Annotated in this window: 25 protein-coding genes and 1 tRNA gene; 3 read left to right on the forward strand and 23 right to left on the reverse strand. The window is 45.4% G+C overall.

Translation table 11 applies throughout. The annotated features are described in order from the left end of the window. Positions 1 to 122: 122 nt before the first annotated feature. The 17 genes from MKX46_RS15325 to rpsF form a co-directional block, all read right to left on the reverse strand. Entirely contained in the window at positions 123 to 1409 is a 1287-nt protein-coding gene (locus MKX46_RS15325; RefSeq protein WP_029518946.1) for an adenylosuccinate synthase, read from the reverse strand. A gap of 377 nt (positions 1410 to 1786) precedes the next feature. After that, positions 1787 to 3145, reverse strand: a complete 1359-nt coding sequence (gene dnaB, locus MKX46_RS15330; RefSeq protein ID WP_013373892.1) for a replicative DNA helicase — start codon at positions 3143 to 3145, stop codon at positions 1787 to 1789. A 2-nt stretch (positions 3146 to 3147) separates the two neighbouring features. Next, on the reverse strand, positions 3148 to 3591 hold the full coding sequence (rplI, locus tag MKX46_RS15335; protein WP_340957518.1) for a 50S ribosomal protein L9: 444 nt from the start codon (positions 3589 to 3591) through the stop codon (positions 3148 to 3150). Further along, positions 3588 to 5576, reverse strand: a complete 1989-nt coding sequence (locus tag MKX46_RS15340; RefSeq protein ID WP_029518947.1) for a DHH family phosphoesterase — start codon at positions 5574 to 5576, stop codon at positions 3588 to 3590. Before MKX46_RS15340 ends, rplI begins: the two co-directional genes overlap by 4 nt. A gap of 11 nt (positions 5577 to 5587) precedes the next feature. Continuing rightward, positions 5588 to 6505 carry a DUF2232 domain-containing protein gene (locus MKX46_RS15345; protein WP_341071438.1) on the reverse strand — a complete coding sequence of 306 codons (918 nt, stop codon included), beginning with the start codon at positions 6503 to 6505 and terminating at the stop codon, positions 5588 to 5590. A gap of 5 nt (positions 6506 to 6510) precedes the next feature. Beyond that, positions 6511 to 6813 carry a MazG-like family protein gene (locus tag MKX46_RS15350; protein ID WP_013312791.1) on the reverse strand — a complete coding sequence of 101 codons (303 nt, stop codon included), beginning with the start codon at positions 6811 to 6813 and terminating at the stop codon, positions 6511 to 6513. 121 nt (positions 6814 to 6934) lie between these two features. Further along, positions 6935 to 7363 (reverse strand): CBS domain-containing protein, encoded by a 429-nt coding sequence (locus MKX46_RS15355; RefSeq protein ID WP_013312792.1) that lies wholly within the window; start codon positions 7361 to 7363, stop codon positions 6935 to 6937. Positions 7364 to 7408: 45 nt separating this feature from the next. Then, positions 7409 to 8467, reverse strand: a complete 1059-nt coding sequence (locus MKX46_RS15360; RefSeq protein ID WP_069012453.1) for an LCP family protein — start codon at positions 8465 to 8467, stop codon at positions 7409 to 7411. A 235-nt stretch (positions 8468 to 8702) separates the two neighbouring features. Then, the gene (locus MKX46_RS15365; protein WP_069012452.1) at positions 8703 to 9644 is read right to left on the reverse strand and encodes a D-alanyl-D-alanine carboxypeptidase family protein; all 942 of its coding nucleotides are present in this window, start codon (positions 9642 to 9644) and stop codon (positions 8703 to 8705) included. Positions 9645 to 9803: 159 nt separating this feature from the next. Beyond that, positions 9804 to 10769 (reverse strand): ABC transporter ATP-binding protein, encoded by a 966-nt coding sequence (locus tag MKX46_RS15370; protein WP_013312795.1) that lies wholly within the window; start codon positions 10767 to 10769, stop codon positions 9804 to 9806. Continuing rightward, positions 10766 to 11749 (reverse strand): ABC transporter ATP-binding protein, encoded by a 984-nt coding sequence (locus tag MKX46_RS15375; RefSeq protein ID WP_069012451.1) that lies wholly within the window; start codon positions 11747 to 11749, stop codon positions 10766 to 10768. The genes MKX46_RS15370 and MKX46_RS15375 overlap by 4 nt, the downstream gene beginning before the upstream one ends. 13 nt (positions 11750 to 11762) lie before the next feature. Then, positions 11763 to 12686, reverse strand: a complete 924-nt coding sequence (gene opp4C, locus MKX46_RS15380) for an oligopeptide ABC transporter permease (RefSeq protein WP_029518954.1) — start codon at positions 12684 to 12686, stop codon at positions 11763 to 11765. Positions 12687 to 12697: 11 nt separating this feature from the next. Beyond that, positions 12698 to 13660, reverse strand: coding sequence for an ABC transporter permease (locus MKX46_RS15385; RefSeq protein WP_250241375.1), 963 nt, complete (start codon positions 13658 to 13660; stop codon positions 12698 to 12700). A gap of 68 nt (positions 13661 to 13728) precedes the next feature. Continuing rightward, positions 13729 to 15468: an ABC transporter substrate-binding protein gene (locus MKX46_RS15390; RefSeq protein WP_341071439.1), complete on the reverse strand. Its 1740-nt coding sequence runs from the start codon at positions 15466 to 15468 to the stop codon at positions 13729 to 13731. A gap of 522 nt (positions 15469 to 15990) precedes the next feature. Then, positions 15991 to 16263: a 30S ribosomal protein S18 gene (gene rpsR, locus MKX46_RS15395; protein ID WP_013312800.1), complete on the reverse strand. Its 273-nt coding sequence runs from the start codon at positions 16261 to 16263 to the stop codon at positions 15991 to 15993. A gap of 21 nt (positions 16264 to 16284) precedes the next feature. Continuing rightward, positions 16285 to 16776, reverse strand: a complete 492-nt coding sequence (gene ssb / locus MKX46_RS15400) for a single-stranded DNA-binding protein (RefSeq protein WP_341071440.1) — start codon at positions 16774 to 16776, stop codon at positions 16285 to 16287. A 49-nt stretch (positions 16777 to 16825) separates the two neighbouring features. After that, positions 16826 to 17110 (reverse strand): 30S ribosomal protein S6, encoded by a 285-nt coding sequence (rpsF, locus tag MKX46_RS15405; protein WP_013312802.1) that lies wholly within the window; start codon positions 17108 to 17110, stop codon positions 16826 to 16828. A 318-nt stretch (positions 17111 to 17428) separates the two neighbouring features. Between rpsF and MKX46_RS15410 the strand changes: the two genes are divergently transcribed. Then, the gene (locus MKX46_RS15410) at positions 17429 to 17623 is read left to right on the forward strand and encodes a YjzC family protein (protein WP_029518958.1); all 195 of its coding nucleotides are present in this window, start codon (positions 17429 to 17431) and stop codon (positions 17621 to 17623) included. Between the two features lie 366 nt (positions 17624 to 17989). Further along, complete coding sequence (locus MKX46_RS15415) at positions 17990 to 18307, forward strand: hypothetical protein (protein ID WP_029518959.1); 318 nt, start codon at positions 17990 to 17992, stop codon at positions 18305 to 18307. A gap of 220 nt (positions 18308 to 18527) precedes the next feature. On the opposite strand, the gene MKX46_RS15420 is transcribed toward MKX46_RS15415, so the two are convergent. The 3 genes from MKX46_RS15420 to MKX46_RS15430 all read right to left on the reverse strand — a co-directional run bounded on the left by MKX46_RS15420 (position 18528) and on the right by MKX46_RS15430 (position 19860). Continuing rightward, positions 18528 to 18618, reverse strand: a tRNA-Ser gene (locus MKX46_RS15420). Between the two features lie 77 nt (positions 18619 to 18695). After that, positions 18696 to 18920 carry a DUF951 domain-containing protein gene (locus tag MKX46_RS15425; protein WP_025723137.1) on the reverse strand — a complete coding sequence of 75 codons (225 nt, stop codon included), beginning with the start codon at positions 18918 to 18920 and terminating at the stop codon, positions 18696 to 18698. Next, positions 18910 to 19860, reverse strand: a complete 951-nt coding sequence (locus MKX46_RS15430) for a mechanosensitive ion channel family protein (protein ID WP_340933823.1) — start codon at positions 19858 to 19860, stop codon at positions 18910 to 18912. Before MKX46_RS15430 ends, MKX46_RS15425 begins: the two co-directional genes overlap by 11 nt. 258 nt (positions 19861 to 20118) lie before the next feature. Between MKX46_RS15430 and yyaC the strand changes: the two genes are divergently transcribed. Then, the gene (yyaC, locus tag MKX46_RS15435; protein ID WP_165145432.1) at positions 20119 to 20724 is read left to right on the forward strand and encodes a spore protease YyaC; all 606 of its coding nucleotides are present in this window, start codon (positions 20119 to 20121) and stop codon (positions 20722 to 20724) included. Here yyaC and MKX46_RS15440 read toward each other — a convergent pair. The 3 genes from MKX46_RS15440 to MKX46_RS15450 form a co-directional block, all read right to left on the reverse strand. After that, on the reverse strand, positions 20678 to 21199 hold the full coding sequence (locus MKX46_RS15440; protein ID WP_165145430.1) for a DUF4446 family protein: 522 nt from the start codon (positions 21197 to 21199) through the stop codon (positions 20678 to 20680). The genes yyaC and MKX46_RS15440 overlap by 47 nt on opposite strands. Positions 21200 to 21397: 198 nt before the next feature. Beyond that, positions 21398 to 22240 (reverse strand): ParB/RepB/Spo0J family partition protein, encoded by an 843-nt coding sequence (locus MKX46_RS15445; protein ID WP_029518964.1) that lies wholly within the window; start codon positions 22238 to 22240, stop codon positions 21398 to 21400. Continuing rightward, positions 22233 to 22994, reverse strand: coding sequence for a ParA family protein (locus tag MKX46_RS15450; protein WP_023991152.1), 762 nt, complete (start codon positions 22992 to 22994; stop codon positions 22233 to 22235). Before MKX46_RS15450 ends, MKX46_RS15445 begins: the two co-directional genes overlap by 8 nt. Positions 22995 to 23081: the final 87 nt, after the last annotated feature.

The following is a 23081-nucleotide window of genomic DNA, read 5'->3' on the forward strand; positions in this document are numbered from 1 at the left end:
CAAGGAAGATAAGATTATGTAAAGGGAAAGATACCATTTAACACTTCACAGAATAAAAAAAGAGAGAGGCTGCTAACAGCCTCTCTCTTTGAACATGTATTAATAGCTATATCATTCTTGTCCTACAAATAAATCGGAAGCACCTGATTCGTTTGATCACGATTACGCCCAACCGAGAAAATAGCAATTGGGATACCTGTCAGATCAGACACGCGTTGTACGTAATTGCGTGTAGTCTCAGGCAGTTCCTCCAGCGTTTTCACGCCAGTGATGTCTTCGCTCCAACCTGGCATTTCTTCATATACCGCTTCGCACTCCGCCAGCATTTTCAGGCTAGCCGGATAATGCGTAATCACCTCACCGCGGTACTTGTAACCTGTGCAAATTTTCACCGTTTTCAGGCCAGTCAATACGTCCAGCGAGTTCAGGGAAAGACCCGTTAATCCACTGACACGACGGGCATGGCGCACAACGACGCTGTCAAACCAGCCTACACGACGAGCACGACCTGTAACCGTACCGTACTCATGACCTGTTTCACGAATGTAATCGCCGACTTCATCGTTCAGCTCAGTTGGGAAGGGTCCATCGCCAACACGAGTTGTATACGATTTAGCTACACCGATGACTTGTTGAATCTTGGATGGACCCACACCGGAACCAATACATACGCCGCCAGCCGACGGGTTGGAGGACGTAACGTAAGGATACGTACCTTGGTCGATATCAAGCATAACGCCTTGCGCACCTTCAAACAGTACCTTTTGATTTGCGTCAATTGCATCATTCAACACGACAGATGTATCTCCTACATAAGGACGGATAAATTCAGCATATTCCAGATACTGTTTTAGTATTGCTTCTACATCCAATGGCTCGCCGCCATATACTTGCTCAATCACTTGATTTTTTTCTTTCGTTTGATGGCGCAGCTTCTTTTCGAATTCCTCTGCATCCAGCAAATCAGCAATACGAATACCGTTACGTGCAGCTTTATCCATATAAGCAGGGCCGATCCCTTTACGGGTAGTACCAATTTTGTTAGGACCCTTGCGGTCTTCTTCCAGCACATCCAGCGTCATATGGTACGGCATAATCACATGTGCACGGTCGCTAATAACCAGATTTTTTGTGGAAAAACCATTATCATGAATGTAAGTAATTTCTTCAATAAGAGCGGCTGGATTTACGACCATGCCGTTGCCAATAACACACTTTTTATCTTCATAAAAAACGCCGGATGGAATCAGGCTCAGCTTGTACTTTTTACCGTCAATGAGAATCGTATGACCAGCATTGTTTCCGCCTTGGTAACGGGCCACTACTTCAGCGCTTTCCGCCAGATAGTCCGTGATTTTACCTTTGCCTTCGTCTCCCCATTGTGTTCCCACAACGACTACAGTTGACATGTTTCATTCCTCCGTGGAGTGCCCACAGACACTCTGATTTTGAGCTGACACACTACGCATATCCGACTTCAACCGCCTGAGCGAGCAGATATGGAGCGCTCTCGGACAGCAGGAAAAAACGTCCGTCGCAGACATTCCGTAGGTTCGGAAAGCCCCGGGCGTAATGTTCTCCCCACTGCGTTGAAGCAGCACTATAAGTGTAACAGCACCATTTTTTAAAGTCAAATAAAAAGCGAACATTATATTACATGAAAATAGTATTGTTCGTAATTGAGAGTTTCATTCCTTATATGAAAATATGTGAATTCTATAAAAAAGGACCCTTTCGAGATCGCGAAATCCGCGTCGAAAGAGCCTTTTTTAATGATACTAATATGTTATCCGGCGAACGCATCCGAATGGGCACGCTCGTAATTAGCGAATTTATTATAATTTTTGAGAAAGACCAACTCTACCGTACCGACCGGGCCGTTACGCTGCTTGGCAATGATAATCTCAATAATATTCTTCTTTTCTGTTTCCTGATTATAGTAATCATCCCGGTACAGAAACGCCACGATATCAGCATCCTGCTCGATAGAACCTGATTCCCGCAAGTCACTCATCATCGGTCGCTTGTCTTGACGCTGCTCCACACCCCGGCTCAGCTGGGAGAGGGCAATTACAGGCACTTCAAGCTCACGAGCGATTTGTTTCAATGTCCGTGAAATTTCCGATACCTCCTGCTGCCGGTTCTCGCCTGCTTTGCCTCGTCCGTGAATAAGCTGCAAGTAGTCGATTACGATCATACCCAGTCCCTTTTCCGCCTTGAGACGGCGGCATTTGGCACGGATATCCGCCACAGTGATGCCGGGTGTATCATCGATATAGATTTCCGCCTCTGACAAGGCTGCAATGCCCATCGTCAGCTTCGCCCAATCGTCGTCGCCTTTAAACTCACCTGTCCGCATGACGTTCGCGTCCAGATTGGCCTCGGCACAAATCATCCGCTGCACGAGCTGAGCGGCCGACATCTCCAGACTGAAGATGGCTACTGTCTCCTTTGCCCGAACCGCAACGTTTTGCGCAATATTCAGAGCAAACGCTGTTTTACCTACGGATGGACGGGCGGCCACAATGATCAAGTCATTGCGCTGGAACCCCGCCGTCATCTTGTCCAAATCAACAAACCCGGACGGAATCCCAGTCGTATTGCCCTTGTTCTGATGCAGCAATTCAACGCGGTCAAACACTTCCATAACGACATCGCGGATGGCAATAAAACCACTACCTGAGCGCCCGTTAGATATCTCCATAATCTTGCGCTCAGCATCGCTCAGCATACCAGCGACATCCTCGCCACTGCTATAGCCTTCGCTCACAATCTGCGTAGCTGCACGAATCAAGCGACGAAGCATCGCTTTTTCTTCAATGATCTGGGCATAGTAATCTACGTTAGCCGCTGTTGGCACCCCGTGAGCCAGCTTCGCCAGATAACTGACACCACCGATATCCTCTAGCTGTCCCTTGTCCTGAATTTTCGAGGTCAGCGTAACCAAGTCAATCGGCTGTCCGGATTCACCCAGCTCAATCATTGCTTCGTAAATCATCTGATGAGCCTTATCATAAAAGTCCTCGGTCTGCACCCGCTCCATTGCGGTAATCAGTGCTTCAGACTGGAGCAAAATAGACCCGATAACCGCCTGTTCAGCCTCCAGATTTTGCGGAGGAATCCGATCAAAAAATTCGCCGCCCATAATTATTCTTCAGTCACCTGTACTTTCAGCGTAGCTTTGACCTCAGGATGAAGCTTAACGGTCATTTGAGTCACGCCCAACGTACGAATCGGTTCTTCCAGCTCAATTTTGCGTTTGTCCAGCTTGATACCAGTTTTAGCTACTGCCTCCGCGATTTGCTTGCTTGTAATCGCGCCGAACAGCCGTCCACCTTCACCAGCCTTCGCCTTGAGCTGAACTGTTGTCTCTTCCAGCTTTTTGCCGAGCGCTTGCGCCTCTTCCTTCTCCTCTTGCTTGCGCTTTTCCTCAGCAGCATTCTGGTTTTCCAGCGTCTTCATATTTCCTTCTGTCGCTGGACGGGCAACACCACGCGGCAACAGGAAATTCGCTGCATAACCGTCCGACACTTCCTTAATTTGCCCCTTCTTGCCTTGGCCCTTCATATCTTTAATGAATATCACTCTCATTCAAATAACCCCTCTTCCCCATCAATTTCGGCCAGCACGTCGACCACTCTGCGCTTAGCTTCCTCCAGCGGGCAATCCAGCTGAACCGCTGCATTCGTCAGATGTCCTCCGCCGCCTAGCCGTTCCATGACGACCTGTACGTTCATGCGTCCGAGTGAACGGGCGCTGATCCCCACCAGGCCGTCAGGACGTTCACTGACCACAAAGGAGGCCAGTACATCCGTCATATTGAGTAATGAATCCGCCACCTGAGCAATCAGGAGCTGCGGTATTTTCTGTCCGGGCTCAGTTACCGCAATTGCGATATGCCCATATATCATTTTAGCATGCTTAATAATTTCCGCCTTAGCAATATATTCATCCAGGTCCTCTTTTAACATGCGCTGGATCATAACAGTATCTGCTCCGCTACGGCGTAAAAAGCCGGCTGCCTCGAATGTACGCGAGCCTGTATGCAGGGAAAAATGCTTGGTATCCACCGTAATCCCTGCCAGCAGTGATGTTGCCTCCAGCGGTGTCAGTTGGACCTTCTCATGAATATATTGCAGCAGCTCGGTCACCAGCTCACAGGCCGATGACGCATAGGGCTCCAAGTAGATCAGAACCGAATCATTAATAAATTCCTCGCCCCGACGATGATGGTCGACAACCACCACCCGACTGGCCGTTTGCACCAGACGCGGCTCAATCGTCATGGAGGCCTTGTGCGTGTCCACCACGACCAGCAGACTGTGCTCAGTCATCAGCTGGAGCGACTGCTCTGGCGTCAAGAGCGCTTGCGATAGATTCTCATCCTTGTTTACCTGCTCCATCATTCGGTCGATAGACGGATTGGATTTATCGAGTACGATATGTGCCTCTACATTGTAAAGTGCCGCAGCCTTCCACACACCGATGGCGGCTCCCACCGCATCCATGTCCGGTATTTTGTGTCCCATGATCAGGACGCGGTCACTCTCCTGCATCAGATCACGCAACGCATGTGCAATCACTCGGGCACGCACTCTGGTACGCTTCTCGACAGCATTGGACTTGCCTCCGTAGAAGGACAGGCGTTGTCCCGCCTTCACTGCTGCCTGATCGCCCCCACGTCCAAGCGCCATATCCAGACTGGATTGGGCCAGCTCGCCTAGCTCCTTGATGCTCTCTGCACCGAAGGACAAGCCAATACTCAGTGTCATCGGTACTTTCAAATCCGCCGTCATTTCCCTTACGGTATCCAGAATGACGAATCGACTTTGCTCCAGCTCCTGGAGCGCTTTATGATTCAGCATAATGAGATAACGCTCAGAAGATAATCGGCGCAAATAAATATTGTACTGATTAGCCCAAGATGTAATCTCGCTTGACACCTTCGCAATAAGCGCGGTGCGTTGCTGATCGTCCATCCCCTGAGCAGCCTCGTCCATATTATCGAGCATGACGATACCGAGCGCCAATCGCTCGTTTTCATACTGCTTGCGTAGCACCGCCAAATCCGTTACTTCATACAAATATATCAGACGCTCATCGGGCACGATCAGAAACTGATAATGACGCTCATCATGCTGTAGCTCCACCTTCAGCTCACGAGCAGGCTCCTTTGTTTCCTTTTTGGTGCTTAGGGCACCTGCGAGTTGAGGAAACAAATCATGAAGAGACTCACCAATCAGCGATTGCTCCTCAAACATCTCCCCGGCAAACCGATTGTGCCATTCTACCGTTCGATTTTCACTGTATAAAATGATGCCGAACGGCAATGTGCTAATCGCTTCCCCTTCCACCCGCTTGATCCGGAAGGAAAGACCGCTGATATATTGATTCAGTTCCCGACGAAAATCCAATTCCGTCTTCAGCATCAGCCCGCCGAGCAAGAATGACAGCAACAGTCCTATCACACCCAGTTCCCAGTTGTACATGGAAATACATATGACAAGGACCAGCAGCAGCAAAAACGCCCAGACCGTCTGATAGCCGTGCCAGCGTTTTTGTAGAAATTTAGGCATGACTGTTCACCCTATTTCTTTGATCTTGTAATAGCTTCACGCAGCGGAAAGGCCAAATCAATAATACCTATAATGCGGAGCGGCTGGAACACCAGAACGATGAGCGACAGCAGCAACGCAATCACCGGGCTCATTTTACGGCTATGCGTCCAGAAGTATACAAAACCAATTGTCTGGATAATAAAACATGCATGAATCAGCGGCAGCATACTAATGGAGACCATTTGAATCCAGCCGCTATCGGAAGACCCTGCTATCCATTCAATTACAATTGCCAGCAGATAATACCAGATCAGCGCGCGCGGTAGCCTCCACTCGCGGGCAGGCTTCATTTTGCGTACTGGTACATCGAGACTGCTCAATGCCGGACGTGCCAAAGCATGCGTAATCACTGCCAATATGAACGAGGTCACGATCAGCACATACGGAATTTTTCCAATCAGCATTGTGCCGAGTTTCTGCGTATCCTCTGCCGTCCAATTCATGTTTGAAAACATCGGATTAGCACTCAAAACCTGCTGTACAATACTTGCCGATATCGCAGCCTGATCACGAAGATACTGTGCAAGATCAAACCCAAAGGAATACGTGGCGATAAACAGAACAACCAACAACTCGGCTAAAATAATGCCCATTCCGGTCATCAACGCCTGAAAAGCAGGTCCTCCCTTTTTATATATCCGTCCCATCATGATTGAAGGAATCAGAAAATAAATCGCAGGGAGCAGCGAATACACATCGAGTAGCGCTATAATGAGCAGCACCGGTATGACGTGGACCAGAAATCCTTTGAAAGGCAGCGATGAAAACAATACAGCGCCAGGCACAATCAGCAAAAATACGGTAATGATTCTTAATGGTGTCAATAGAGTCAGCAGCAGAAGCAAATAAATGACGCTCCATGCTACAGTTGCCAAGCGGAATTTCAACGTTTTCACCTCTTACGCATATGTTCTTCCAGTGCGGAAATGTCCTGATACCAATCCTCCAGCTGGTGTCCTTCTTTTCTGTGCTTTCTTAGCTTGTCGATGAGTAGATCATCCAATTCACGGTAAGACACTCCAAGGCGCCTCCCCAAAATATAACTGCTCATCACTAAGCTCGCCAAGCAATCACCAATGCGGGCTGTACTGCCTTCCCACATTGCCTTAAACAAACGGGAGACTTGGTCCAGCACCTCTGTTTTAAGCCATTCAATAACCTTGGCTCGTTTAACTACATCCATTTCTTTAGGCATATGATGAAGAGTCACACCCCTCTGAAAAAGCTTTATTCTCCATTATAGCATATCCTATTCTGAAAATAACTGTTACCCCATAGGGTAAATTGTTATTTTCGGAGCAGCTTTGTTGCTTATTTTAGCTTGAAGTATTAAGCGATTCCCTGGATACAAATTTTTCACAATACTCAATAATCTGGCTCCGACGTACAATGCCAATAAACCGTTCCATATCATCTACAACGGGCACAAAGTTCTGTACCTTAGCCAAATTGATTAAATCCTCCATGTTAGCATCAATGGACACGGGCTTCATCGTAACCCGCAACGGAACGTCCTTAAGCATAAACTTAGAAGCGTTTTCAAAGGTGATTTTTCCCTCGGACTCTTTCATATGCCACAACAGATCACCTTCTGTAACCGTACCTGTATATCTACCTTCCTTATCTAAAATAGGAACCGCTGTAAAACGGTGATATTCCATCCGTTCCAACGTTTGCCGTAAAGTAGCATCCGCCGTTACACAAGCAACTTCCTGTTTGGGAAGCAAGAAAAAAGCGATATTCATGAGAAACGAATCCCCCTCAAAATCAAATATAAATCAATTGATTATTCACTGAATGTCCTGCTTGTCGGGAAGCCTCAGCGTCTGCGGGGTTGTATCGGAATCTAGCCAGTTGGCAATTATGAGTCTGGCATATTCAAGTTCCTGTTCATTAGCCCGGTCATAATACAGGCCCTTCTTCTTGAACCCTTCCCCCGTAATCGTAAAACTTGAAATTTGCGGATTCCCCTGTGAAATAGCCTGCTTGCCAAGCCCAGTAATAAAAGTAGGTTCCATGTCGGTTTTGAAATTGGCTCCCATAATATCGAGCAACTCTGGAATCTTGGTAATTCCGTTGATATTCAGCAGCTTATCCGCCATAGCGTTCAGGAAAATTTGCTGCCGTTTGGTACGGTTGAAGTCGCTATCTTCCCGATATCTAACATAATACATGGCTTCCTCACCATTATAAAGCGGCTTGCCCGCCTCAATACGGAACTTGATATGCAGCGGATTCTTATTCTCAATGGGCTTGTCGATTGGAAGCACAACTCCACCCACCGCATTCACCGCATCCTGAATACCCTGGAAATTAATCGTAGCATAATAATCGGGCTTATGCTCCATCAACTTCTCTACTGTAGCCATGGACATATCTTCGCCTCCGAACGCATAAGCATGCCCCAACTTATCAAAATCATCCTCGCCATCGCGATTCGGATCATGTCCGGCAATCTGTACGTACGTATCCCTTGGAATAGAAACCAGAAGCACACGCGATTCCGCGGGCCGTACTACCGCATACATAACCGTATCCGAGCGACCACGCGCCTTTTCATTGGGTCTTTGATCCGTACCCAATAACAGTACCGAAAAAGGTTCCTTACGGTAAGCTACTGTCTCTTGCTGCTGCTGTTCCCCGGATTGTCGGGGCTGATAGGATTTCTCCAGCTTGCTTTCCAACGTCGGTGATACAAACCAGTCAAAAGCCACCAGTGTCAGCTGTTTGCGGAACAGGTAGCCTCCCAATGCAATCAAAAATAAAACAATACATGAAATATATAGAGCGGTAAACCTCTTTTTCTTTTTGGTCTTTCCACGGGTCCTTCTCCTATGTCTTCTCTCCATAACCGGTACCTTCCTTCTTTCCGTCACAAATCCCATCTCTTCATTAAACCGAATTGATCCCTCATGAAGCGAAAACTTCCCCTCAAAGCATAAAAGGTCTGCTACCTTGTTGTCAAAAGTGTCATGGCGTGGTCAGCTCCTCGAATTCATACCAAAAAGGGCCTCGACCTCACGGTCAAAGCCCCAATTCATGTTTTTATTCGTATCCTATGTAGCTTTCAAAGTCATTTTTCCCTTAATGTGGAGCCAGTTTCGCCAAATTTTGTAGTCGCACCGGAAAAGAAGTCGACAGGGCAAAACCATAATCGAACAACCTCCGGGTCTGCTCAAAACGCTCTTCCTTGCTCGGAGCACCCAGCACCACAGCAACTAGCCGTCTTCCATGCTGCTCAGCGGTACCCGTGAAGCAGTATCCAGCATCGCTTGTGTACCCTGCTTTCAGTCCGTCTGTTCCTGCATAAGAGTACGGTCCAGCCAAGGAAGGCAGCATCCAGTTCGTATTACTAATGTAGATGCCTTTATCCTTCAACTCCATCTGCGTACGACTGGACGTTCTCAAAATCTCCGGGTGTGACGTAATCAAATAGGAGGCCAACTTCGCCGTGTCGCTTGCTGTCATTTTCGTCTCTCCCTGAATATCCTCAGGGTGATTCGGCCCCAATTCACTCTGACCTGCACCAGAGGCATTGCTGAAGCGACTATCGGATGACAACCCAATTTGAGCAGCTTTTCCATTCATACGCTTCACAAAAGCTGATTCATTCCCTGCTGAACGCTCGGCTAACGCGACAGCGGCATCATTCGCTGAATACACAACCATACTCTGGAACAACTCGGATACGGTCATCCTTTCACCATACCGAAGAGACAGATTTACACCACCCACCGTACTCGCGTAACGGCTAATTCGCACTTCATCATTCCAACCTAACCGTCCGGCCCGAATATCCTCCAGCACCAATAGCTCGGTCATGAGCTTGGACATATTTGCGGAAGGCATAGGTGTATCACCGTTCACATCCATCAGCAATTCCCCAGTATGCATGTCCATCAGCACCGCTGCCTCTGCATCCACATTCGGCTTTCCGATCAACAGGCGGGGTCCAAGTGTAATAAAAATCAATATAATAAGTAACGGGACGACAATAGCCCAACGTATCCAGTGTTTTTTCATCATCGTAATAACCTCCATACTCTATTAGACGATGAAAAATCCATTTTGTCTGCAATTTTTCGAAAAAAAGATACAATTTTTTTACCTTTTTTATTCCACGCCAAAATATCCGTCAATTCTGCTTCAGGATGACGGATATTTTGCTGTCCTAATTATTATATTTTAGGCAAAGTGACAGGCTACAAAATGCTGATCGCCCGCATCGCGGTATACCGGAATCTCTGTTTTACAACGTGCTTCTGCCATAGGACAACGTGTATGAAACTTGCATCCTGAAGGCGGATTGGCCGGAGATGGGATGTCTCCTTTCAACACAATCCGTTGTCTCTTAATCGTGGGATCGGGAATCGGTACTGCCGATAGCAGCGCCTTCGTGTACGGATGAAGTGGATTACTGAACAGTTCCTCCTTGGAGGAAAGTTCTACCATTGAACCCAGATACATCACACCAATCCGGCTACAAAGATGCTCGACTACACTTAGATCATGCGAGATGAACAGATAGGTCAATTGGCGTTCCTGCTGCAAATCACTTAACAAGTTAATGATCTGGGCCTGAATAGACACATCCAGAGCAGATACCGGCTCGTCAGCCACAATAAAATCAGGATTCAAAATCAAAGCCCGTGCAATCCCGATCCGCTGACGCTGACCGCCAGAGAACTCATGCGGATACCGATCATAATGATACGAGGACAGGCCGCAAATATTCAGCGTTTCATTGACCTTCTTCCGCAGCTCACTACGATCAATCAACCCGTGATCCAGCAACGCCTCTCCAATGGCTTCACCGACCTTAATTCTCGGATTCAGTGAGCTAAAAGGGTCCTGAAAGACGATTTGCAACTTCGGACGAAGCGCACGAATCTGCTCTTTGTTTAACGCATGCAAGTCTTCTCCTTTATATCGTACCGATCCCTCTGTCTTATCCATCAATCTGAGAATTGTTCGTCCAATCGTACTTTTGCCGCAACCCGATTCTCCTACCAGACCGAAGGATTCACCCTTATGAATGTTAAAGGATACATCATCGACTGCTTTCACATGTCCGACAGTACGCTGAAAAATCCCGCCTGTGATCGGGAAATACTTTTTCAGCCCTTCCACTTGAATCAAAGGCTCGCTCATATCCGTTGCCCTCCTTCTTTCTCATATAGCCAGCAGGCAACCTTATGACCATTCTCCTTTTCATTCAAGGGAGGAGCCTGATCCTTGCAAATTTGCATACAATGGGAGCACCGATCATGAAAATGACAATTTTCCCCCAACTCAATCGGGTTTGGAACCTGTCCTGGGATGGAATACAGTCGATCCATTTTCTGATTAATGACGGGCTTCGCCTTTAGTAAGCCTTGAGTATATGGATGCTGCGGATTTTTAAACAGCTCAATGACAGGCGCCTCTTCAATGACGTTTCCAGCATACATAACGACCACATAGTCAGCCATTTCTGCCACAACGCCTAAGTCGTGCGTGATGAGCATAATGGAGGTTTTAAGCTTATCCTTCAAATCCCGCATTAAATCCAGAATCTGCGCCTGAATCGTAACATCCAGTGCCGTTGTTGGTTCATCCGCAATCAATAGCTTCGGATTACAGCTTAATGCGATGGCAATCATGATCCGCTGGCGCATACCGCCACTCAATTCATGAGGATAGGAATGAAATATTTCTTCCGATCGTGAAATCCCCACCAAATTAATCAGCTCAATTGCCCGAGCATGTGCTTCTCTTTTACTCATTAATGTATGCATCAGCAATGGCTCCGTGATCTGTTCCCCAATCGTAAGCACGGGATTCAGAGAAGACATGGGCTCCTGAAAAATAATCGAAATGTCATTGCCGCGAATCTGCTGCATTTGACCTTTATTAAGCGTTAAGAGGTTTTTGCCCTCAAACCAGATTTCACCGTCTGAGGTGTGGGGAGAATCAATCAGCCGCATCATCGTCATCGCTGTTACACTCTTACCGCAGCCAGATTCCCCTACCACACAGAGCGTTTCACCCTCACGAATTTTAAAACTGACGTCATTGACCGCTTTGACAGTTCCGCTAGAGGTATGAAAGTGGGTTTTCAGGTTACGAAATTCAATCAAAGCATTTTTCATAAACGTTCGTCTCCTACTTCTTCATTTTAGGGTCCAGTGCGTCACGCAAACCGTCGCCAATCAGGTTAATCGCTACAACTGTAATGAGAATACACATTCCCGGTGGAACCCATATCCAAGGCCGTTTGCGGAAGTCAATTAGGTTATTCGCAGCCGATATCATATTCCCCCACGAAGGTGTGGGCGGCACAACACCGATTCCCAAGTAGCTGAGCGCAGATTCTGTAATAATCGCACCCGCTACTCCAAGCGTAGCCGTAACAATAATGGTAGGAATCGTGTTCGGCAGCAAATGCCGGAATATTTTGCGACGGTCTCTCAAGCCTAGCGCTTCCGTCGCCTGCATGAACTCCTGTTCACGCAGCGTAAGAATCTGCCCTCTGACCAGACGGGACAAGCTAGTCCAGCTCAGGACCCCGATAATGAGCATCAGAAAATAAATGCGATTCGACGGATCGACCTTCAAATCCGACAGAACAGCACCTAAAATAATAAGTAGCGGTAATGTAGGGAGTGCCATGAAAATATCGGCAATCCGCATAATAACCGTATCCACGCCTTTACGATAAAACCCTGCCAGCGCACCCAGCGTTGCGCCGATCATGACCGAAATAAACGTGGCGACCAGCCCTACCGTCAAGGAAATACGGCCAGCCAGCATTGTTCGCAGCAAAATATCTCTACCAAACTTATCCGTACCGAGCCAGTACTTAGCATTAGGCGATAAGTTTTTGTCAGCTAGCCTGTAATCATCTAAATGATAAGGTGAAATCATCGGTCCAAAACTACAAATGACAACCATCAGAATTAATATAACGAGACCAGCCAAAGCCAGACGGTTTTGGTTAAAACGGCGAACGGCGATTCTCCATGGAGACGCTTCAGGACGGATCGCCGCCTTTTGATTCGTTTCAATCGTGACTGTTTCTGCGGACAATAGTATCCCTCCTACTTCAAGCGAATTCTTGGATCTGCCATGCCATACAATACATCAGAGAGCAAATTACCGATAAGCGTAAGTAACGCTAAGAAAATCGTGAAGCCCAACATAAACGGATAATCCCGCATACTAATCGACTCCAGATAAACCTGACCCACACCTGGCCACACAAATACCTTCTCCAGAATCATCGCTCCACCAAATAAGGCCGGAAGCTCGAAGCCGAGTAGTGTGATGGCTGGGATCAGTGCATTGCGCAGTGCGTGCTTGAAAATAACTGTCCGTTCCTTCAAGCCTTTGGCGCGTGCGGTACGAATATAATCCTGACGAATGACCTCCAACATGCCTGTACGGAAATACCGGGTCAGACTTCCTGTGCTCAGCATCGTAAGTACGAGTGTCGGCAGGAACATATGCTTGAGAACATCCACCATATAAGCCCATGAGCCTGGCTCCATCCCTGCTGTGGTCATGCCCCCAACCGGGAGAACCCCCCACTCCAGGGCAAATATTTTGATGACCAATAGACCAATAAAAAATGAAGGCAGCGACATACACAAGAAAATGAATAATGTGACAAACTTATCGAATAACGAATATTGGAACTTGGCTGAAAATACCCCTGCAATAACCGCAATCAACCAGCTAAAAATAAGACTAAAAAAAGCGATAATAAATGAGTTCCATACATAATTGCCAATGACCTTCGTTACCGGCTGCTTATGCTGTAATGAATCCCCCATATTCCCCTTTAACATATTACCGGCCCATATAAAATAGCGTTGGTATTCCGGTTTATCCAGCCCGTAGATATGTCGTAGCTGCTGCGCCTTTTCGGCCGTCATATTCGGGTTCTGCTTGGCTGTAATATAATCACCCGGCACCATGGCTGAAATCGCAAACACGATAATGGATATGCCAATAAGTGTGGGGATGAGTTGCAGCAGTCTTCGAATAATGTACTGCTTCATATTCATTCCTCCAGACGAATAAAGTGATATGCCCAGCTCGTGAGAGCTGAGCATACGATTGGCAACCCTTATTGAGCGATCTGAGCGTTATGCAGAGTGAATTCAAAATCTTTGTATGGCGTAATTTCTAAGCCGGTTACACGTCCATTAACTGGCCACATATCTCTGCGTTGATACATAAAAATAGTTGGCAGATCCTTGTTCAACTCTTGATAGAGCTGTTTGTAAATCTGTTTGCGTTTCTCTTGATCCATCTCATGCTTACCAGCAAGCGTTAGTTCATCGACTTTCTTATTGGAATAGCCGATATCATTTTGTGCACCATTCGTAATAAAAGTCGTTGTATCCGGGTCTGGAGTTAAGCCCCAAGCCGCAAAGAACATATCGAACTTGCCCGTATCCTTCTTATCCATAATGGCATTAAAATCTAGAGTTTCGGACGTCAACTTAATGCCCAGTTCCTTGTAGTTATTGGACATGATCGGCAGCAAGGCCTCTACTACTGGATTATCAGCAGTTGCAGAGAAGTTAATGGTCAGCTTTTCGCCGTCCTTTTCACGGATTCCGTCAGCACCAACCTTCCAGCCTGCTTCATCCAGCAAAGCCTTCGCCTTAGCTGTATCAAATTCATATTTGTTGATACCTTCATCCGTATAAGACCAAGATTCTGTAGATTGTGGAATGTTAATAACATTCGCATATGGACCATATACACCCTGCACAATCTCCTTGCGGTTTAACCCAATAGTTAAAGCCTGACGTACTTTAGGGTCCTGAAATTTCTTTTCCTTGTGATTAAACGCAATATATCCATAGCCGTTCGTTGGCATAATATTCACGTCCAAGAAGCCCAACGCCTTTAATTCCTCTACATTGTCTTCCGTAACTGTGATGTTATCCATGTCCGTTTCACCTGTTTGCAGCATAGACAGGTTCGTTTCTTCTGTTGTTGTTTTAAAAATAACTGATTTCACCTTTGGTGCGCCCTTGAAGTAGTTTGGATTCGCTTCAAGAACGACTTGCTGACCCGGAGAGAAGCTTTTCAGCACATACTGCCCGGAACCGATTGGTTTATTATTAAGCGCCTTGATGCTGTCCAGGTTACCCTTTTTGAATCCTTTTCCATAATAAGCTTCTGGCATAAAGTATTGCTCACCCAGAAAATCCTTTGTATACGCTGTTGCTTCTGTAACCGTTACCTCTACCGTGTTATCATCAATGACCTTGATACCCGAGATATCATTCGCCTTGCCATCGTGATATTCTTTACCGCCTTTAATCTTAAAAGATAAAACATCCGTTTCTCCATCATAATTCGGATCATGCAGTACCTTGAGGACAAAAGCATAATCCTTCACGGTTACTGGCGTGCCATCACTATACTTCACACCTGGTTTCAGATGGAATGTATATTTTAGACCATCCGGCGATACATCAACCTTGTCAGCCAAACTATTTTCATATGTACCATCTGCCTTCACCTGTAAGAAGGAATCAAATACTGTTCTGACCACATATAAATCATAAGTTGTTTGCCAGAATAGCGGGTTGAATACCCCTTTAGGTGATGTCATACCTACTACAATGTTATCTTTCCGATTCGTCGCTCCCGGAGGATTTTGCGACAGATCAGTTGCTTTAATAACGCCCTCTGTAACAGGTGCACTTGCTTCATTTCCCTCTGTTTTATTGCCCGCATTGCCTTCCTGTGGCTGTGCCTCATTAGCACCTCCGCTACATCCTGCAAACAGAACACCAACGATCGTAAGCACCATAAGCAAAGAAACCCATTTCTTCGTCTGCATCATCCTGTTAATCCCCCTTAGTCGGTTCTTTATTTAACAGCCTGTCTCATTCCTGCGGTGATTCGTTAAAGCTTGAGGTTTGAAAATGAAGTTGCACATCCTCCTTACTGTCCTAATAACGTAAACGCGTGTTTTAGACCTCTGGTCAATTTTGTGTACTAACAACCATTACATTTTTATTAAGGTTTATCTTAAGTGTAAAATAATATCACGTCAATATCTTTTTTTATGTAATATACAAATGCAAAACATCTATTTATGTAAAGTTTATGAATTTTACTTGTGGAAAATGACAAAAAACAGGACTCTATGTAATATAAAATAACATTTCAGAATGCCGAAATATTTACTCTGGCGAGTTGGGGAGCTTGCAATTTCACAAGCCATTAAAAGGTATACTATCGTTTATGGGTAAACATGGATTGTATTATTAGTAAGTTACAATAGATGGGACTTGTTGTCAATATAAAAAATCACGAAAAAAGACGCTCCCGGGATCGGGAACGTCTTTTTTTCCACCCACTACTATTCAGTAGTGTAAGGAAGCAATGCGATTTGACGGGAACGTTTAACAGCGATTGTCAACATACGTTGATATTTCGCACTTGTTCCAGTCACACGACGAGGAAGAATTTTTCCACGTTCGCTGATGAATTTTTTAAGCAGGTCTGTATCTTTATAGTCAATGTGAGTAATTTTGTTCACAGTGAAGAAACATACTTTACGACGTTTGTTGCGACCACCACGACGAGCTGGTCTTTTGTTATCGTCTCCGCCTTCTCTTTGTCTGAAGCCCATTCTTTGTCAGTCCTTTCCCAATTAAAATGGTAAATCATCATCCGAAATATCGATCGGTTTTCCGTCATCGGAAAAAGGATCCTGATTGTTTCGCGAGTTATTATTCCCGCGTCCACTATTGCTGTTACCGCCTCCGAAAGGAGACTCCTCACGCGCAGCTCCACCGCTATTGCCGCCACCGCCATCGCCATCGCGGTTAGATTCCAAGAAACGCACATTATCAGCTACAATTTCAGTCACGTATACACGTTTTCCTTCATTGTTCTCATAATTACGCACCTGAACACGGCCTTCAACAGCCGTTAAACGACCTTTGCGAAGATAGTTAGCGCATGTTTCAGCAAGCTGACGCCAGGTTACGATCGGCAAGAAATCCGCTTCCCGTTCGCCGCCTTGACTCGTAAACGGACGGTCTACAGCCAGGGTGAACTGGGTTACTGCTACACCAGACGGTGTATAGCGCAGCTCTGGATCTTTGGTCAAACGACCGATCAGAATGACACGGTTCAACAATCCAATCCCCTCCTTTGAACGTTGTTCATTACATAATCACGTACAATAATTAAGCTACGTCGTTCGTAATGAGATAACGAATTACTTCGTCAGAAATTTTCATGATACGCTCAAGCTCAGTAACAACAGCAGGTTCTGCTGTGAAGTTTACCAGAACGAAAGAACCATCACGGAATTTCTTGATCTCATACGCAAGACGGCGTTTAGTTACATCGTGACTCGTAATTTCGCCACCGCCGTTAGAGATGATACCTTGGAATTTATCGACTGTCGCTTGAACAGCTTCTTGTTCAATGTCAGGACGAATAATATACATCGCTTCATATTTGCGCATTCTTTACACCTCCTTATGGACATAAGGCCCTCAATCTCAGTTGAGAGCAAGGAACGAGCCTAAACTCGCACTAAAACAGTTTACCAAATCCAACAACTGAATGCAACCTACAAATTCGAAACATAAGCCTAAAACAGCTAAATATACTGCATATCATTAGCTTTATACAATTTTATATAACATCAAAAATTTCGCATATATAAAGGAAATCATTTGATTCACTCACTATCTGTATACCCGGTTTCGCATGTTTCTGTTCAAGACAGCGCACAATAACCGTTGCAGTCCAAATTCATTTATCTAAGGAGGTGCCACCATATGGGTGAAAAGACTGAGTTCGAACCAGGGGATAACGTCCCAAACGACGGCGTATATATGGAGGTCGGAGAAAAAAGCTTCCATACTGAAATTCAAAACCCGCAACAAGTAACGCTGGAAAGAGGCGACTCTTTTCCGGAGACCACCAACCATAATCGCAAATGGAAGAAAAAAACGAAAGCTCGTGTCCACTAATGTATATTTCTTAGGAGTTCTGGCCATATTATGATTAGGCGATACAACAGAGAGGTGTGGTTCCGTTGGACGACGTAGCCGGACAAACTGTTAGGAGATCCATTCCGGGCATTAGAAGCGTTAGGTTTGTGTAAAAGGACACTGTCTTTTCGACACGGTATTGCTGGTCAGTACACCGAGTTTCATGATGTGATTGGACAGATCGTATCCTGTTAAAAATGTATCGCCTACGATGGAGGACCTTTGTGGTCCTCCTTTGTTGCATTATCGGACTTTTTGCATATCCTGGTAAAATGCAGATTAATTGAGCTCCTTCTGCTAGAATATATCCAAGTACAAAGACCTACTATCTACGGAGGTTTAAAGATGAGCTATTCTCGAATATTAAAGTGGATATCAGGTATATTCGAATTGGTGCTTGCCGTACCAATTGTGGGGGGAGCTATTGTCATGGGGACCGGCTACTCGGCTCTGGGATTTATGCTTATCCTGCATGCAGTAACACTTATCCTATCGTTACGCAATCAGGAGGCGATCTACGGCTCTGTATGGGGAGTACTCACTTCTTTGCTGGCCTGGATACCCTTTGTGGGCTGGGCTCTCCATTTGATTGCGGCGATCCTTCTGATGATCTCTGGCTCAAAAAAAACAAAACGTTATCATTACCCGCCTAACCAGCTATAACAAAAGAGTGCTCCTAACGGCAATAATTTCTCCGCTGTCAGGAGCATTTTTTTGTTATAACGCCTTATTCATCCCAATAGATTTGTAATCGTTTCTTCCTTTACCCTCATGGTTTATCTTAGTGCTTTTCACTTTATCACAATCTGTTGACCTTTTATTCCACAAACAAAAAATCCCCTACGTCACAGACGTAAGAGATTGGTTTATTTAATGAAGTTAGTGGCGGAAAGAGTGGGAGTCGAACCCACGCACGCCTTGCGACGCCTAACTGATTTCGAGTCAGCCCCCTTAGACCTCTTGGGTACCTTTCCGCAGCAAGGATAATTATATCATCATTGCAACTGTGACGCAAGCTGATTCTGGTTCATCGCCATTCATCTTTCTTGGCTCAATTTGCTTCTGTGTTTTGCTCGTCGGCGTTAGCCTTTGATCGCAGCACTTTCTTCATGTTTTTTTCGAACTTGGCACGCGGAATCAGCACACTATGCTGGCAACCGACACATTTGATTCGAATATCCATCCCCATGCGGATAATTTCCATTTCATTCGTTCCACACGGATGGGGCTTCTTCATCTGTACAATGTCCCCTAGTTCAAATGACTTACGCTCCACCCTTCTCTCCCCCTTTTCTTCCTTGTTCGTCTTCTTTTTCTAGGGTTACCGCCGTCTCCAATGCTGCCTGACGATGTTCCTCATCCTCCAGAGCCTTCTTGATGTTATTCTGAATATCACGCTCTACCACTGCCCCTGTATTCGGCATACATTCTGCCACAACACGCACAATATACTCTGAGGTGGTCATGGACTGAACCCCTAACACATCCGGTATATTAAGTATCTGTACATTGGATTCTTCAATGCCTTGGATTGCCTGTTTTACCAAGCCAACTGCTTCCTCCAGGCTACGCTCGGCCTTCATTGGCACATCCACTACCGCCAACGCGTTGGACATGGAGAAGTTTGTTACCGTTGTAATTGAGCCATTCGGTAAAATATACACCTCACCTTTCCAACTCACCAGTCTGGTTGTACGCAGCCCGATCATTTCCACTGTACCCTTGAAAGTACCTGTCTGAATGACGTCTCCTACGGCAAATTGATCCTCAAAAATAATGAAAAATCCGGTAATTACATCCTTAACCAAACTCTGTGCCCCAAAACCAACAGCCAATCCAAGCACTCCAGCTCCAGCAATCAGAGGGCCGAGATTAATGCCCATTTGCGATAGTACCAGCATAATTAAAATGAAATTAAATACAATATTGGTTACGTTTTTCAGCAATTCCCCAACAGTGGTTAACCGCCTTGTGTTCAATCGAAACCTGCCGTTGTCTCCTTTTTGTTGCATCGACTTATCTATAATTTTATTAATAACTCGAATAAAGATACGTGTGATGATAAAAATAATCGCGATTTTCAAAATCACAAACAAAAGGGTCGACCACATCGTACTATCGGTAAGCCATTTCCATACAGCATCCTTCCAGTGAATCGCATCTTTCACTACGTCATCCGTACCTACATTACCGGCTAACCAATGTATAAAAGTCATGCTGTACTCCTCCTTAAACAAGGGAACTACTCTTCCTGCTTCCCGAATTCTATTTTGCAAAATCCTCACTATATAAGCTTATCTACCGACTTCAAACATATGGCTATGAATATTCTACTTCCTGTGAGTATAAAAGCATAAGTTTATCCATATACTAGCTACTATCTTGAGCATAAATGTTACCCGCAGGCTAATTGTTATCTCAAGGTACTGCGAGCGCAACCTTCACACTCCACTACAGAGCGAAAGGAAGATTCCATGACTCATCCATCTGACTTCATTCCGGGGCAAGAACCCCTAAGTTTAAAAATACCACACACAGATCCCGGGATCCAATCAGCCATCATCCATCGTCTACTGTTCCATCTCCATCAGGCACCGAGTCTGCAAAATATCGTCATTATTTGCATCGGCACTGACCGTTCTACTGGAGATTGTCTGGGTCCGCTCGTAGGTACGCATTTATCACGCTACAAAAGCCCTCTGTTTAACCTATACGGTACATTAGAAGAGCCTGTACATGCCATGAACCTGCAAACGACACTGAACGGCATACAAGCCCGATATGAACAGCCTTATATCATTGGTATAGATGCATGTCTTGGACAAACCTCCAGCGTTGGATGCATTCAGGTTTCAGATGGTCCTCTCAAGCCTGGAGCAGGTGTAAATAAAGAATTACCGCCGGTCGGCGATATCCATTTGACTGGTATCGTTAACGTCGGCGGCTTCATGGAATACTTCGTGCTGCAAAATACAAGACTAAATTTGGTAATGAAATTATCAGATATCATTGCTGGCAGCCTATACTCCGCGATTAAGGAGTGGCACTACCGTTCTGTCCTGCTTGCTGCGCAAGAGTGACGGCTTCTTTTTCTTCAGGTGATAAGGAATAGGTGGATTGTCCCGCTTCTAGAGGCTTGGCATACACATATGAGCCATCTCGGTTATAAATGCCGGTTAATACCATACCATCCTGATTGTCGTCTACAATAGCCAGAGAGAAGCTTAAATCGCTTCCTCTCTCACCAAAGGCATTATAGCGTTTGATGCCTATATGTCCCTTCAAGCCTGTCAGTTTACTACGTAGTGATTTCATACTTGCACGATGGGTTTCCTGCTCATCCTCAATCGTATCCATCTGTACCTTCAAATCAATCAACAGTGTTTCCAAATTCTCGACACCACTGCCTGCCATCATGGTTTCATACTTTCGCCGCATCTTCTTTAGCTTTGCACCCTGCACAATAATAACAATCAACAGGATGAGCAAAATAAGCACGATCCCTGCAACGATTCCGGCAAGCTGTTCCATGATTAGTCCATTCAATTCAGCCATATGCTTGCTTCTACTCCTCTACCCCAAAAATCATATTACTGCATACTTATATTTTATACGTTTGAGAACAGCGAAACAAATAACACAAGGCTATTAGTTTATCCATCAAAACCATTCTAATTCCTGCAATTCCAGACAAAGCAAAGACATATCTCACTTTCCATTTTGCTCAAGGAGACATGTCCATATTTCAACAAACTACTGTAATAGCTCCAGTAATCTTTCCAAATCCTGCTGACTGTAATAATTCAATTCAATTTTGCCTTTATCTTTATTGTGCTTGATCTTCACAGTTGTTTTAAAGCGTTCACGCAAGGACTCTTCCATATGGTCAATATAGGGGTCCTTTTTTCGTACCTTTGCTTTGGCTTTCGCCTCACCAGGCTTATGATCCAACTGCTGTACGGCTTCCTCCAGCTCGCGAACACTCCACTGCTGTTCAATACATTGTTGTGCTAACTGTTTCACCATGTCTGGATCTTTGAGGCCAACAATAGCTCTAGCATGTCCCATAGACAATGTTCCACGTGAAACATGATCTTTAACTTCTTCAGGTAATGCGAGCAAGCGAAGGAAATTGGCAATATGAGAGCGTGATTTCCCCACTTTCATGGACAACTCTTCCTGAGTTAAAGAAAACTGATCCATTAATCCCTGATAAGCTACTGCTACTTCCATAGCATTCAAATTCTCACGCTGCAAATTCTCAATCAGAGCAATCTCCATCACCTGCTGATCCGTAAAATTACGAACAACCACAGGTATCGTCGGATTCCCACAAAATTGAGATGCCCGAAATCGTCTTTCCCCGGCTATGATTTCATATCCTCGCAATACACTACGTGCAATAATAGGTTGGATAACACCGTGCTGACGAATGGACTCGGCTAATTCCTTAATGGACTCTTCATCAAACGTTTTGCGAGGCTGGTACGGGTTCGCACGCAACTGGCTTAGCGGAATGTCAACAACCTTATCCTCTTCATTGACCGTAAGGGAGGGAATGAGTGCATCAAGTCCTTTTCCCAACCGTTTACTCATAAGATACCACTTCCTTTGCCAACTCAATATATACCTCTGCCCCACGGGAACGGGGATCATACGTAATAATGGACTGGCCATGTGAAGGTGCTTCGCTGAGTCTCACATTGCGTGGAATAATCGTCTGATAAACCTTGCTTTGAAAATATTTTTTCACTTCTTCAATCACCTGTATACCCAAGTTCGTGCGAGCATCAAACATGGTTAACAACACACCTTCAATTTGCAATGAGGTGTTCAGATGTTTTTGCACTAATCGCACGGTATTCAACAATTGACTTAATCCTTCCAATGCGTAATATTCACACTGGATTGGGATAATGACTGAATCGGAAGCCGTCAATGAATTGAGCGTCAAAATACCCAGCGATGGTGGGCAATCAATTAGTATATAATCATAATTATGCTTAACGAGTTGAAGCGATCTTTTTAATCTCAACTCACGGGAAATAGTCGGCACCAGTTCAATTTCCGCGCCTGCTAACTGAATGGTTGCCGGAATTATATCTAATCCCTCAACCTGTGTACTGACAATAGCTTCGCTAGGATCAACCTCGTTAATGAGTACATCATAAATACAATTTGCCACATCCGCCTTATTGATACCCACACCGCTGGTTGTATTACCTTGCGGGTCGATATCCACGAGCAATACCCTTTTGCCGAGGGAAGCAAGTCCGGCGCCCAAATTAACGGAAGTAGTTGTTTTGCCTACTCCGCCCTTTTGATTGGCTACGGCTATTATTTTTGACACTTCATTCACCTCATAATTTAATCGGAATCCTGCTACACTCCATACCTGCAAAACGCTCTATGGAGACGTTACTTAGTCCTTATCTTA

This window comes from Paenibacillus sp. FSL P4-0113, from assembly GCF_038009305.1.
GTDB lineage: Bacteria > Bacillota > Bacilli > Paenibacillales > Paenibacillaceae > Paenibacillus > Paenibacillus polymyxa_D.